11 protein-coding genes are annotated in these 14575 nt (G+C 43.2%); 3 read left to right on the top strand and 8 right to left on the bottom strand.

All coding sequences use genetic code 11. The features are described 5' to 3' along the window. Positions 1 to 8: 8 nt before the first annotated feature. From BM156_RS00060 to BM156_RS00050, 3 genes are all read left to right on the top strand, one after another. A complete protein-coding gene (locus BM156_RS00060) occupies positions 9 to 3092 on the top strand; it encodes an efflux RND transporter permease subunit (RefSeq protein ID WP_093917779.1) in 3084 nt (1027 codons plus the stop codon). A gap of 156 nt (positions 3093 to 3248) precedes the next feature. Continuing rightward, positions 3249 to 7964, top strand: a complete 4716-nt coding sequence (locus tag BM156_RS00055) for an efflux RND transporter permease subunit (protein WP_093917778.1) — start codon at positions 3249 to 3251, stop codon at positions 7962 to 7964. A 197-nt stretch (positions 7965 to 8161) separates the two neighbouring features. Continuing rightward, a complete protein-coding gene (locus BM156_RS00050) occupies positions 8162 to 8878 on the top strand; it encodes a hypothetical protein (RefSeq protein ID WP_093917777.1) in 717 nt (238 codons plus the stop codon). 71 nt (positions 8879 to 8949) lie between these two features. Here the strand turns inward: BM156_RS00050 and BM156_RS00045 are convergent, their stop codons facing one another. From BM156_RS00045 to BM156_RS00005, 8 genes are all read right to left on the bottom strand, one after another. Then, complete coding sequence (locus tag BM156_RS00045; protein ID WP_139218179.1) at positions 8950 to 9393, bottom strand: hypothetical protein; 444 nt, start codon at positions 9391 to 9393, stop codon at positions 8950 to 8952. 541 nt (positions 9394 to 9934) lie between these two features. Continuing rightward, positions 9935 to 10345, bottom strand: coding sequence for a hypothetical protein (locus BM156_RS00040; protein ID WP_093917775.1), 411 nt, complete (start codon positions 10343 to 10345; stop codon positions 9935 to 9937). A 43-nt stretch (positions 10346 to 10388) separates the two neighbouring features. Beyond that, complete coding sequence (locus BM156_RS00035; RefSeq protein WP_093917774.1) at positions 10389 to 10649, bottom strand: ATP-binding cassette domain-containing protein; 261 nt, start codon at positions 10647 to 10649, stop codon at positions 10389 to 10391. Positions 10650 to 11006: 357 nt separating this feature from the next. Next, the gene (locus BM156_RS00030) at positions 11007 to 11504 is read right to left on the bottom strand and encodes a VOC family protein (protein WP_212733377.1); all 498 of its coding nucleotides are present in this window, start codon (positions 11502 to 11504) and stop codon (positions 11007 to 11009) included. A gap of 79 nt (positions 11505 to 11583) precedes the next feature. Beyond that, positions 11584 to 12399 carry an AraC family transcriptional regulator gene (locus tag BM156_RS00025; protein ID WP_093917773.1) on the bottom strand — a complete coding sequence of 272 codons (816 nt, stop codon included), beginning with the start codon at positions 12397 to 12399 and terminating at the stop codon, positions 11584 to 11586. A 132-nt stretch (positions 12400 to 12531) separates the two neighbouring features. Further along, the gene (locus BM156_RS00020; RefSeq protein ID WP_093917772.1) at positions 12532 to 13488 is read right to left on the bottom strand and encodes a DUF3800 domain-containing protein; all 957 of its coding nucleotides are present in this window, start codon (positions 13486 to 13488) and stop codon (positions 12532 to 12534) included. A 210-nt stretch (positions 13489 to 13698) separates the two neighbouring features. Further along, complete coding sequence (locus BM156_RS20565) at positions 13699 to 14046, bottom strand: hypothetical protein (RefSeq protein ID WP_139218178.1); 348 nt, start codon at positions 14044 to 14046, stop codon at positions 13699 to 13701. 217 nt (positions 14047 to 14263) lie between these two features. After that, positions 14264 to 14575 (bottom strand): integrase core domain-containing protein (locus BM156_RS00005; RefSeq protein WP_139218177.1); only part of this gene is annotated, 312 nt, incomplete at its 5' end.

Below are 14575 nucleotides of genomic sequence, written 5' to 3'. Positions count from 1 at the left end.
GATTAGCCGTGAAGAAGTTAAGCGAATTTTCGGTCAACTATCCGGTTACCATTTGGATGTTGGTGCTTGGCATCGTGCTGTTGGGCTACATCTCGTATGATAAGCTGGGCGTTGACCTGTTCCCGGATTTGAACAACCCACGCCTGTTTATTGAGATGGAGTCGGGCGAACGTCCTCCGGAAGAGATGGAAAAGCAATTTGTTGAGAACCTCGAGGCGCTGGCGATCAGACAGTCGGATGTCGTTCAGGTTTCGTCCATCTCAAAAGTGGGGAGTGCGCAAATTACGGTGGAATATGCCTGGAATAAAGATATGGACGATGCTTTTCTGGACCTCCAGAAAGCGGTGAGTTCATTTGCTCAGAATAAAGATATTGACGAAATCAACATTACGCAGCACGATCCCAATACATCGCCGGTGATGTTGCTGGGATTGAGTCATCCGACGAACAACGACATGAACGACTTGCGTAAGGTGGCTGACAATTACATCCGAAATGAGTTGATTCGTTTGGAGGGGGTGGCAGAAGTGGATGTTGCAGGCGAAGAAGATGTGCAGGTGTTAATCGAAACCAACGATTACCTGCTGGATGCTTTTGGCTTAAGCCTGGATGAGATTAGCACAAGGATCAACAGTTTCAACCAAAATATTTCGGGCGGAAGCATTGAGGAGATGGGCTTGCGCTATGTGGTTAAAGGTGTGAGTTTACTCACCGATAGGGAGGACTTTGAGAACATTATTGTCGGCTACAAACCGGTGGTTGCCGAGCAGGAAAAAGTTGCTTCAGCCCCCATTTATTTACGCGAAGTGGCTAACGTGAGCTTTCAGAATAAAGATCCGGAAAACATTGTTCGGCTCAATGGCAAGCGCTGCCTGGGCTTGTCTATTTATAAAGAAACCAAGTTTAACACGGTCAAAGCGGTTGAGGAGGTTAACAAGGCCATTGGTGATATCGAAAAGGCGTTGCCGGGCTATCAGCTACAAATGGTGACTAACCAGGGAAGCTTCATCAGCGATGCGATCAATGAAGTGGAAGAGTCGGCTTTGCTGGGGATTGTCCTGGCAGTTTTTGTCCTGTTCCTTTTTCTGAGGCGTTTTGGAACGACCCTGATTATCAGCATTGCCATCCCGATATCGATCATTGCCACCTTCAATTTGATGTACTTTAATGGCTTGAGCCTGAATATCATGACCTTGGGAGGTTTGGCTCTTGGTGCGGGAATGCTGGTGGATAATGCCATCGTGGTGATGGAGAATATCTTTCGAAACCATGAATCGGGCATGTCGGTCCGGGAAGCGGCCATTGAGGGAACTTCGCAGGTGAGCGGGGCAATTACGGCTTCTACCATTACAACCATCATCGTGTTTTTGCCCATCGTCTATTTGCACGGTGCATCGGGCGAATTGTTTAAAGATCAGGCGTGGACAGTGGCCTTTTCGCTGGTCTCTTCCCTGGCAGTAGCCATTCTGGTTATCCCGATGCTCTTTAATTTACTGTATAAAAAGAAACCGCGCAAAACGCAAAAGCAATCGGTTCAGGTTAAGGGATATGGCCGTTTTCTGGGGCGTGTGCTTCGAATGAAGTGGCTGGTGATTTTATTGGCTTTGATTTTGGTGGGTGGCTCGGCTTTGTTGCTTCCTTTTATTGGTACAGAGTTTATGCCGAAAACCGAAACCCGGGAATTTAGCCTTGAAGTTCGCATGCAGGAAGGAACCCGGCTGGAGCGGACTTCAGCTGCAGTGGAAAACCTCGAAACCCTGATCTCAGAATTGCTTGCTGAAGACTTGGAGACCTTGTACAGCCATGTTGGTCCTTCGGGAGGGGTTAGTGGTTCGGCCAACCAGATTTTTGAAGGTGAAAATACGGCAACCATCAAAATTATATTGAAGCCGGAAACGAACTTGGCTTCAACGGCAGCAATTCGAAAAATCAGTCGGGCCGTGGGTGAAATTCCAAGCATGGAAATCAACTACCAGCAGGACGAAACAGCCTTGAAAAGCATCATGGGAACCGATGAGGCTCCTTTGGTGATCGAGGTTCAGGGAGAAGATCTGGAGGTGATTGAATCCTTAACCGCTGAGGTGATGAGCCGGGTGGAGAGCCTTCCGGGAATGTACAACTTCGAGTCTTCCATGGAAGAAGGCTCGCCCGAGGTTGAAATTGTGGTGGATCGCTTGAGAGCGGGCATGTATAACCTGAGTGTCACCAACATGGTGAGCCAGATTCAAGATCAGCTGGAAGGAAAAGTCGCTGGCCAGGTGGAGCGACAAGGGGAGATGCAGGACATAACCATCAAGCTGCCAGAAAAAGGATTGAAGCAGGTGGATGAGTTACGTATTTCGAGTAATAATCAAGAGTTTTTGGTGAGTGAACTGGCCGATATTCGCATTGGTCAATCGCCCAAAGAAGTGTATCGTCGAAATCAGAACCGGATTGGAAAAATTACAGCTCAATTGGAAAAAGATGTTCCATTGGATCAAGCTGCCCGTGAAATACGAACAGCGATTCAACCCATGAATATTCCTCCCGATTATCAGGTGAAAATCAGTGGGGAAGAAGCTAAGCGGCAAGAATCCATGGCGAGCTTAAGCTTTGCCTTAATCTTGTCCATTGTGCTGGTGTACATGGTTTTGGCCTCTCAGTTTGAGTCACTTTTGCATCCGTTCACCATTTTGTTGACGATTCCACTTGCAGTGGTAGGTTCCATTTTGGTGTTTTTCCTTTTGGGTAAAACATTGAATATTATGGCCTACATCGGGATTATCATGTTGGTAGGGATTGCGGTGAATGATTCCATCATTTTTATCGATCGGATTTTGCAGCTTCGGGCAGATGGAATGGCTCGTTTGGATGCCATTTTATTGGCCGGGCAGCAACGTATTCGCCCAATTATCATGACTAGTTTGACCACCATTCTGGCCTTGTTCCCACTAACCCTGGGAATTGGCGAAAGTGCTTCGTTGCGCTCGCCCATGGCATTGGCTGTGATTGGGGGATTGGTCACTTCAACTTTGTTGACTCTGGTTGTGCTGCCGTGCATGTACGAGGCGATTGAAGGAGTGAAAGACCGTTTGCAGAAGCGGACGAGCTAAGGGCAGAGAGCAAAGAGCAGAGCGCAGAGAGCGATGGGCAGAGTGCTTAGGGGAAAACTGTCTCCCGTTTCCATCCCCTCTTGGTTCTTGGATCTTGACTCTCTCTCTTTTAATAGCTATTGCCTAAATATTTAACATCAAACGTCTAATTACAAGATGAAATTTATAGTTGATAGAAAAACCTTGATCAGTATGTTGTTTATCGGACTGACCCTGTTGGGTTACGTGTCTTATAAACAATTGGGGGTTGAGCTGTTGCCCAATGCCGATTTGCCTTTTTTGTTTGTGCAGGCAACGACTCCTCAAATAGCTGATCCGGAGTATCTTGAAAACGAAGTTGTCATTCCAATTGAGGGAGCTGTTGGCACACTTGAAGGAATTGAATCGATTGAGTCGAATATAACTTCCCGAATGGGAACCGTCATTGTTTACTACCAAAAGGATGTCGATTTCAGTTTTGCTTATCTGAAACTTCAGGAGAAGATCAACGAAATAAAAAGCCAGCTGCCGGAAGGGGTGATGGTGAATGTCAACCGGATGGACCTCTCGCAAATCAATTCCCAGTTTATGGATCTGCAGGTTCGGGGAAGTGGCGGAGTTGACCGGGTGCGGAATGTGGTGGATCAGGAAATAGCGCCTGAGTTGGAGAATGTCGATGGTATTGCCGGGGTCAATGTGTTTGGCGGACGCGAACGATCCATTGAGGTTATTCTGAATATGGAAGCCTGTGAAGCTTATGGTATTACACCTGCTGCTGTGCGAACAGCTTTGTCATCCAATGCACGTTCGCGGACTTATGTTGGTAACCTGAATGAAAGCGAGAAACTCTACTTTGTGCATGTAACGGCAGAGTATGACCAGGTGAGTGATATCGAAAACCTGGTGGTGGCTGATGGCCCCATTCTGCTAAAAGATATTGCCGAGGTGCGTTTTGGGGTGAAGGAGGAAACAACCTACAGCCGCGTGAATGGTAAAGATGCAGTTTCAATTCAGCTGATTAATGACTCGCAGGCCAATCAGATTGAACTGTCGCATAAAGTGTTGGAGTTGATTGAGAAATTGAATGCGGAGCTGGCTCGTAAAGAGGTGGAATTGGTGGTGCAGAATAATGCTGCTGAAACCATGGAGGAGAATATTGATCAGATCATCAATCTGGCACTGATTGGCGGGCTGATGGCCGTATTTGTGCTTTGGATGTTTCTGAAAAATGTTCGGATTGTGGCCTTCATTGCCTTGGCGATCCCGGTGTCCATTTTTACAGCCTTCAACTTATTTTATGCCTACGATATTACTCTAAACAGCCTCACGCTAGTGGGCATGGCTTTGGCCATTGGGATGCTGCTCGACAACAGTGTGGTGGTGCTCGAAAATATTTACCGGCTGGCGGGGAAAGGCGCTGATCCCGATACGGCCGTGACTCAGGGAACATCCGAAGTGTGGCGATCCATTCTGGCGGCTACGCTGACTACCATCACGGTATTCCTGCCATTTGTGTTCTCCAGTAATTTCATGATTGAATTGCTTGGCAAGAATGTTGGGATTTCCATTATCTCAACCTTGTTGGTGTCGCTGGTGGTTGCTCTGCTTTTCGTTCCAATGGCGATTCACTACATCCTGAAAAGAAAAGGCGGAAAATCGGTTTCGTTTGAGAAGGTGACCACCAACAACCGGATGGTGCAAGTGTATTTGTTGCTGCTGAAATCGTGCATGCGGTATCCGGCAGCCACTGTGTTAGGAGCTGTTGCCGTTTTCTTTATCACGATATTTGTGAGTTTGATGTTAAGTGTCAGCTCGCTGCAGGAAGTGGAAAATGACCAGATCCAATTGTTTGTGACCATGCCGTCGGGTTCAAGTCTGGAAACTACCGACGAAACAGTGGCTAAGATTGAAGAGAAGTTGGGCGAGCTGGCAGAAAAGCAGGATGTGGTAAGCACCATTCAGGAAGAAGAAGCGGTGGTGGCCATTACTTTGGCTGAAGACTATGAAAAAATTGGAGGAAGGGATTTTGCGACCATAAAAGCCGATGTTAATGAGCTCACCAAAAAGATTGGATCGGCCGAAATTTCCTTTGAAGAAAGTCAATCTGGCGGCGGTGGCGGTGGCTTTGGAGGCCGGGCCCGAAATATGATGGGTGACTTTCAGCGCATGATGGGAATTGGTACCGATCAGGAGAAGGTGGTCATTAAAGGACAGGATTTTGAAATGATGCAGACCGTGGCGGAAGACCTGGAGTATTTCCTCGAAGAGCAGGATTTTATTAACAGTGCCCGAGTCAACGTGCAGGACAATCGCCCGGAAGTTCACTTGCTATTTGATCCGCTTTTGATGACTACTTATAACATTAATATGGGGCAGGTCGCCAGCGAACTGAACTCTTTTTCAGGTGAAATAGCAACGGGAGTGCAGTTTAATCAGGGCGTGGAAGAGTATGAAATTATCATCAAACAAGGTGAGGAGAACGAGGAAGAGGAAAAGCCTCGCTCGATGGATGACCTGAAGCGATTGCCGGTTAGTGATGCCTCCGGAGGTTTGCACGATATGCAGGATTTTACGCAGATGGTGTACGCTCGTGGACCGGCAAGCATTCAGCGGGTGAACCAGGAAAAGCAGATTGAAATAACTTACAGCCTGATTTCGGAGGCGCAGCAATCGAAAGACTTGCTGGAGTCGTATCGCTATGATATTGATGCGTTGATTGCCGGATACAATTTTCCATCGGGTGTTGCAGCTGAAGTGATTCACGAAGAAGATGATTTAAGTGAATTCAAGTTTCTTATTCTGGCAGCCATCATTCTGATTTTTATGATTCTGGCTTCGGTGTTCGAATCGTTTGCTACGCCGTTTGTCTTACTCTTTTCCATCCCCTTGGCAGCCATCGGTTCGCTGTTGGCCTTAATTATAACTGGAAACAGTTTGTACAATACCAACACGATGATCGGTTTCCTCATTCTGCTTGGGGTGGTGGTCAACAACGGAATCATTCTGATTGATTATAGTAACATTCTCCGAAAACGGGGTTATCGTCGGCCTCGGGCCCTGATGACAGCCGGCTTATCGCGGGTGCGACCAATTTTGATAACCGCCATAACCACGATTGTTGCGATGGTGCCACTGGCCATGGGACAAGCAGAATATGTCAGCGTGATTGGAGCACCTTTTGCAATCATCGTAATTGGTGGCTTGGCTTTGAGTACTGCGTTGACGTTGATCTTTATCCCGACCTTTTATTCGGGATTGGAAAATGCCTTGGACTGGTTTTACGGATTGGATTGGAAGCTAAAAGTATTTCAATTGGTGGCGATGGCAGGCACCTTGGTCTTGATCTATTTTGAAGTGGATGCTCTGACTTGGAAAATGTTGGATACCGTGCTGGCCGTTGTGCTTATTCCGGGAATCACCTGGTTTGTGCTCAACAGCTTGAAAAAGGCCAATAGCCGCTTGATTGCGCCGGATGAGAAGGTGCATATCGTCATTCAAAACCTGGTTAAAATATACGACCGACCAAGTCGCTTTGCCCGCGAGTGGAGAGGAGGGCTGAATATCAGGCGTCGTGCCGGGCTGGAAAAGGAATACCGTTCCCTGCGAGAGTTTGATCAGTTGATTTGGCAGTTACCGCTGCTGGCTTTCCTCATCTATTTTACCTTCTTCTTTTTAAATGCGACTTTCTGGATTTGTTTTATGATGGTGATGGTTTATCTCTACCTGAACCAGATTTGGAAGCCGGTAGCCATTTATTTGGAACATCGTTATGCGGAGACCCAGCGGAAGCGTTATCGCAGGCTCAACGGAGTAGTCAAACGGTTTTTGTTTTGGTTTTTTCCTTTGGTGGCAGTTGGCATCTTATGGCAAAAGACCAAGTATACGGGTTTGGCTGGAGCTTTCGGAGCCCTTTGGTACTTGGCTTTAATGGTGTCGGTAACAGCTCGCCGCCTGTACGAAGAAAAGGTTAATATCGACCGGATAACCGGACGCTTTAGCCGATTGCGACGAACCATTTACCGTTTGGTAAAACAAATTCCGGTGATTGGGAAACGCCGGGTGCCCTTTAAAGCGCTCAATGGGGTGTCGCTTGAAATTGGTACGGGAATGTTTGGTTTGCTGGGGCCAAATGGTGCTGGAAAATCAACCATGATGCGGATTATCTGCGGAATCTTTGAGCAGAGCTACGGTAAGGTGTGGATCAATGGCATTGACACGCAGGAAAAGCGCGAAGAACTGCAGGGCCTGATTGGCTATTTGCCACAGGAATTTGGCACTTACGAGGACATGCCCTCTCAGGATTTTCTGGATTATCAGGCCTTGTTGAAAGGCTTGGTCGATGTGAAGGAGCGTGAAGAACGGGTGGAGTATGTTTTGAAAGCGGTACACATGTGGGAGAAACGGCGGGACAAGATTGGTTCTTTTTCTGGTGGGATGAAACAGCGGATTGGGATTGCTCAGATTTTACTGCATTTACCCAAGATTTTGGTGGTGGATGAACCTACGGCCGGGCTTGACCCGCGCGAGCGGATTCGGTTCCGAAACTTGCTGGTGGAGCTGAGTCGCGAGCGTATCGTCATTTTTTCTACCCATATTATTGAAGATATTTCAAGTTCGTGTAACCAGGTGGCCGTAATTAACCGGGGACAGGTAAAATATCATGGAACACCGATGGATATGGTGGGCTTGGCGGATCAACTGGTGTGGCAATACGATGTGCCAGCCGAGGCATTTGAGAATCTGCCCAACAAGCATTTGGTTACGCACCACATGCGGGTTGGCGATAACATCCGGGTGCGGATGCTGAGCCGTGAAAAACCGGCAGAAGAAGCGATTGAGGCGAAACCTTTGCTGGAAGATGCTTACCTATGTTTGATTAAAGATTTGAAGTAAGAAGGCGAAGGAATAGGCTAAGGCACAGGCAAAATTAGCGAGGATTAGACTATTTACGATTTACAATTTAGGATTTGGCAAAGAGCAAAGGGGTAAGAGCATGGGGCAAGGAGTGAAGAGGAGACCGGAAACGGGATTATTTGAAACTCGAGATAGCCCTGGCTTGCTTAATAACAACAAACTTTTAAACTGCAATTATGGATACACTCAAACTAAAAAATACGATGAACCTGATTCGAAAAATGATTCAGTATAATTTCCGGATCATCTTTGGAGGACGGTTTATTTGGTTCTTGTTGGCAGCATTTGCGTTTTATGCTTTTGTCTCCATCGTTGCAGTGCTGGATGGCGAACTGCCTGATGAGGAGTTTGTTTATGGAGTTTTATTTTTTCCGGCAGTGCTGCTTATTTTTTATCCCATGACTTTTGGTATTCAGAACGATCAGGATGCAGGGATTCTCGAAATTTTATTCGGAATTCCGGATTATCGGTACAAAGTCTGGCTGGTGCGTTTGGTGCTGATTTTTGTGTTGGTCTTCCTGCTGCTCATTGGTTTTGCAGGTGTCAGCAGTATTTTTCTGGCTCCCGTTAATTGGCTGGAAATGGCAGGCCAGCTGATGTTTCCGGTTTTCTTCCTCGGAAGCATGGCTTTTATGTTTTCCACCATCATCAAAAATGGCAATGGAACAGCAGTAGTGATGGTAATTCTGGGAATAATTCTGCTTATTCTTTCAGATGCATTGGAACGTACGATGTGGTTCGTGTTCCTAAACCCCTTTAATGTTCCCGGGCGGATGAATGAAGTGGTGTGGGAAGGAATTGTCCTAAAAAACCGCCTGTTCTTGGTGATTGGTGCTGTGGTCTTTTTACTCTATGGCCTGTTTAACCTGCAAAAACGCGAGAAGTTTATTTAAAAGGGTGGTGTGAGAGGCGCTCCAGTGAGCTTTTTGCTCACCGGCCGTCTACTCAATTACCAACCGTATTTTTATTTTATTTCTTTTATTATCTCTTTCGCTAATTGATTCAAAACTTTCCAGTCATTTGTGTTCTGAAATTCATTTATATCAGGAAAATCATTTCTGAATTTTTCATCACTAATCGCAATTGATTTGTCAAATGTCTTGAGTAATTCAGTTTCTAAGTTATTGAATGCTTCTCCAATAATTTTATTGTCGATTCTGTAAACTGTTTTCCATTGTTGAAATAATTCATCTGTAAGGTTCGCTTCACTTTCAGTCTTTTTATATTCAAGTTGTTTTTCTTCGGAAGCCCACAAGTCAAGTGTGTCGATGATACTATGACGGGACATTTCAATAAAACCCGAATCATATATTTCTTCACTTAAAGCTTTTATCCTATTTTCTTTTTTGATTCTCCGAACCCTGAATAAATAAAAAGGAACGTAATAGATATTCAGAAGGAGCAGCATTACAAGTCTATTCGTGTTCTTGTCGTATTTATTTAAGAACCAAATACAATAAATCCAAAGAATCATCCCAATACTTAGAAGAACCGGAAATATGTAGTCGAAGAAAAAGTTGTCCATTTGCATTCTAATTTAGCCTCCGAATATGGTTGGTAACGTTCTATTAGTTTATCTATGGTCAATGCGATGCATTAAATTAGCAATAATAATTGATATTGCTAATCAGAAATTTAGATTCAGAAAAAAGTGATGGATAAAATAGTGTTGGACGATTGCCTGTCAAGGCTACAGTTAACTAGCTGCAGGTTTTAAAAGAATCGTTTTGCTACAAATAGGTTGTTGCAGAGTATCGCTGGCAGGCTTTCCTAAAGAATTGGATAGCCTCTGGTAAGTAAAATCGTTCTTGCTGCCGTGGTCTTTTTACTCTATGGCCTGTTTAACCTGCAAAAACGCGAGAAGTTTATTTAAAAGGGCGGTGTGAGAGGCGCTCCAGTGAGCTTTTTTGCTCACCGGCCGTCTACTCAATTAGTGGTTCGTGCTTCGTTTATTGCAGGATATATTCCGTTACATTTGAACCACTTCCAGTTCTATAGGTTTCTTCATCTACAAATGTAGCGATGACCTCATTTGATCCCATTGTAATTGTTAGCGTGGGATAATCAATCGTGTAGGTGTAATTGACAATCGCTCCCAAAATCTCTCCTGTTGGAGAATTTTTACGAGCTGTTTGTTCAACATTGTTATTTGATGTAAACCTACTAACATAGTAAACATCATAGACTTCGAAGCCATATATTCCTCCCTGACCTCCATAGGCGGCATATGTTTTCCCGCTAAGTGAAAAAGCTTCAGCTTGCTCTGTTTCCTCACTTGGTGAAGAAACTTCAGGTTCATCCTCTTTAGAACAACCTAAAAATAATACAGCTAAAACTGAAATAAATAATATTCTCTTCATCGTTTATAAATTATTGTGAATGGTTCTTGTATGGGGCTTTCTGTCAATTTCCAGCGTTTGAGGAATTGTCAGATAAATTAAATTGTCCAAATATTTTGGGGATATGATACGGTTTTGTTTCTGCTTTTAACGGTCCTTCGAAGGCTTGTCGTTTTCCAGCAATTCGTTGCAGTAGTGTTGCTTTTCCGACTTCGTTGTTGCCAATTAATGCATTTCTTTCAGAATTGTTAATTGAGAAAGATATATTCTCAAAAAGTAAATCCTTGTCTGGATGGATAGATGAACTACCTTGTAGATATATCATAATTTCTTTCGCTAAAAAGTTGAATAATCAACTAAACCGGCTATGACTGTTTGGTTTTAATTTCTCTGAAAGAAATTATTAATCACATTTTTATTATATCGTTTTATTTTCGAGGCGCAAATATAAAAAAATTACATTTACAATGATGCTGTAAGTCTAGTAGCGAACGATTATTTGCAAGTTGTCGTTGTGTCCTGATAACTATCGGAACCTGGGAATGAAATTACAATTGATCGGTTGAGGTTGTGGGGGGACATTCTTTTACTGGAATGCTACATCTAAAATAAAAAAGTACGGTTCTGCTTTTGATGACATAGTGAGTCGACCAGTGCGAGATCCGTACGTATGATAGTGTCGTTAGTTTGGCGAGTTAAGAGCTAGCTTGTTTCCTTCTGAGTCAAGGAAGATTGCGAAGTATCCACTTTCGTCTGCGTGTGCTGTTTTAGGGACCAGGATTTGCCCGCCATTTTTTTCTACTCTGTCAAGGGCTACCTGGAGATTGTCTCCTGCGTTTAGGTACATGGTAACTCCGTTTCGAGATGGTTTGTATCCATCTGCCTGGATGATCACACCCGTTACCATTTGTCCTTCATAAGGCAATATTCCCATAAGCATTCCTTCAATAGCCATTTTTTCGATTTTGATGTCTAACAATGCCTGGTAAAAATTAATTGCTCGTGAAATATCCGTTGCTGGAATTTCAAACATTGAAACGTAACTTTTCATATCATTTTCTTTTGAGTTTGTTAAAGTGTCTTTTGTTGTTGCATCAGAATTTGTCTTGTCCGAATTGGTGCATGAAACAAAACAAACTGCAGAAACCAACGATGCGATAACTATTCCTTTGATTGCCATTGATGCGCTTATTTTGATTTAAGGGCAAAACTAATGGCTGGCGCGAAGCCAAAATAGTAGAAATGCGACACTGCAAACCTTATTTGTAGAAGAGTGCAGATAAAGTCATGTGTTCATTGTTTAAAAACTCCTTTGGTGTAAGCCCGATAAGGTCTTTAAAATCTTTTATGAAGTGATTTTGGTCGAAATACTCACTCTCGTAAGCAATTGCTGTTAGTGTTTCTGATTTTTTATTGAGCAACAAATTTAAGGTTGCTTGAAGTCGAATGGCTTTACCTAACTGCTTTGGGCTAATGCCAATTTGTTTTCTAAAATGCCTTTCAAGCTGTCTTCTCTTTGAAATATCATGCTTCAAAATGGCATTTATTGGAACCGTTCCGTTTGTTTCTAAAAAGACATCAACCGTTGATTTCACGATCTGACTAATCGTATTTTTTTCATTGAGTTTTTTCAGAAGAAAGGTTTCAATAATCGCGATTCTCTGCTGGCTGTTAGTCGCTTCAATCATTTGTTGCTCTAGTTCAGAGGCTTCTTCTTGTTCGAAAAGCTCTGAAATAGGTGTTTCCTTGTCAACCAGGTTTTCAAGAGGTTGTTTAACGAAGTTTGCAAATCCAATAGGATAGAAACAGATAGCAAAAGTGTCAACATTTCCAAGGGGTAAGATGTCAAATGATTTTGTTCTCTGTCCCATTACCATAGCATCAGGCTGAAGGGTAAAGTCTGTTTCCGAAGTGTACCTTTTGATCTTGTCTCCAAAGTTGAATGTCATTTCAATGCAGCCGTCAGGGATGATTTTTTGCTTCTGATTTTTGGGATCAAAAGGCACTTCCAAAGTCCAGTAGAATTTGACGATGGACGCTAAATCACAATGTGGTTTAATGGTTTGATAGTTCATCTACAATTTGTGTTTCATCGCGTGACGGTATAACGGTTCAGCCATATGAAGAGTGTGGGGTTTAACCTTCCAAACTATGCTGGGCTCCATATGCCATATACAATTTGCTATGCGCTGACTTTTATTTTTATATTATTCAATAAATATTTCATTGTCATCTGTTGGATTTGGATTCAATTTTAAATGAATTATATCTATTTGTTCTTTCCTGATTGGTTCAACTAGTTTGTCATAGGCATCTTTACATCTCCCTCTGTTCTGATATCTATGCACTATATTTCCAGCAATGTCAGCCATTTGGATTTCAAAATGTTCATGGGAGTGAAAAAAGTGGCAATTTTCTTTAAGTATGTCTTTGAAATTCAATTTTCCATCAGGAGTTTTATATTTTTCTAGGAATGGATGTCCAGTATCTTTCCATGTATCCAGAACAGGGATAGGTTTAGCTTGTGAATATTCTCTAATAGCATTCCTCAATATCTCACCCCAGAAGATTCTGGGTTGGGGACCATTTATAAAATCTCTGTCGATTTTTAATTTGATATTAAGAAGGTTTTTTTCTTCTTCATTTCCAGGTAAAAAACTTAATAAAATAGAAATTCCAATAGTTTCATTTAGTGCTTCTGATATTGCCCTGTGAAGAACTAACATTTTTAGAAAGTGTTGATAGTTTCGATTTTTATACCAATATGTAAGTTTTTGTAAGTCCTTAGCAATTTGTTGATTTCCATGTTTTTGGTAATATTCTATGGCTCCTTGGATTCTTCCAATTTCAATTTCTTTAAATTTTTCAATTAGTTCTGGTGGATTCTCGGCTGGCACAACTCTAACTTGTAGAATTCTAGTAATTGGGTCAGCTGCTATTACATGTTTAGCAAACTCATAAAGTTCTTCATCAGTTAAGTCTGTGCCTTTTACCTCTCCATTATCATTTATCTTCTCTTCTGGGATGGTTTTCAACCAGTCTGAAAATTGTTTCTTCTTAATTTCAATGCCATTTTTATTTTGGTCAAGTTGAACGACTAAGAAAAAATGAAACTGTTCTGAGTTTATAGCAAAATCACCAACTTCATCTATTCCAAGAATCATATTTTGTCTGTTTTAAATTAGCCCCACCGTTCTAGTCGTTTATTCATCGTCATGGCGAGGCATTAAATTAGCAATAATAATTGATATTGCTAACCAGAAATTTTGATTCTGAATAAAGCTGATAGATCAAATAGTGTTGGACAATCGCTGGTCGAGGCTATGAGCTTGCCAGCTGCAGGTTTCAGAAGCGTAGTTCAAGCTTGAAGTGTGCTAACTTACTGATTTAGATAGCTCCCCATTGGTCGCTGGCAAGCTTCTGTTCGCAAACATTTGGCTGCCAGCCATCGTCGGCAAGCTTTTGTCGGCCAACATTTTGTTGCCGGGCACCGCTGGCAAGCTTCTGTTCACAAACATTTGGTCGCCGGGCATCACTGGCAAGCTTTCTACGCAAAACATTTGGTTGCCGTGCACCGCTGGCAGGCTTCTGATCTCAAACAAAGGCATGCCGAGCACCACGGGCAAGGCCTCGAACCCAAACAGAGGGCTGCCGGGCATCACGGGGAAGGCATTGACAGAGAACAGTGGCCTGCGGAGATCAAACCTTTTCCAAAGTTTCAAACTTTGGAAAAGGAGAAGCCAGGCTGATTAAATGAACGAGGAGAGTCAGTTCGTAAATAGTGAATGGGGAAGTGGTTTTTTTTCAACCAAACTCACCCCGGAGTTTTATGCAATCCTAACGGATTACACCGACTCTGTCCCCTCTCTTTTCAAAGAGAGGGGCAAAGCCTGCAAAGCTGGCTTGAACTTGCAACAAAAAAGTGGACATTGAGTTAAGCTACGCTGCCAATTTTTGTTTATTTATTAATTCAGCAAATTCCACTGGCGACAAATAATTTAAAGCAGAATGGGTTCTCTGGGTATTGTACCAAGTTTCTATATATTCAAAAACAGAAACTCTCGCTTGCTTTTTTGTGGCATACTTGTTTCTGTAGATCCATTCTGTTTTTAAGGTCTTGAAAAAGCTTTCAGCAACGGCATTGTCCCAACAATCTCCTTTTCTGCTCATGCTTTGTGTTACAAATGGATTTGACGCCAGCAGCTCTTTAAACTCGGTACAGGCGTATTGTATCCCCCTGTCAGAATGAAA

The organism is Sunxiuqinia elliptica, from assembly GCF_900113005.1.
Lineage (GTDB): Bacteria > Bacteroidota > Bacteroidia > Bacteroidales > Prolixibacteraceae > Sunxiuqinia > Sunxiuqinia elliptica.
This window is presented reverse-complemented; position numbering and strand designations above follow the sequence as displayed.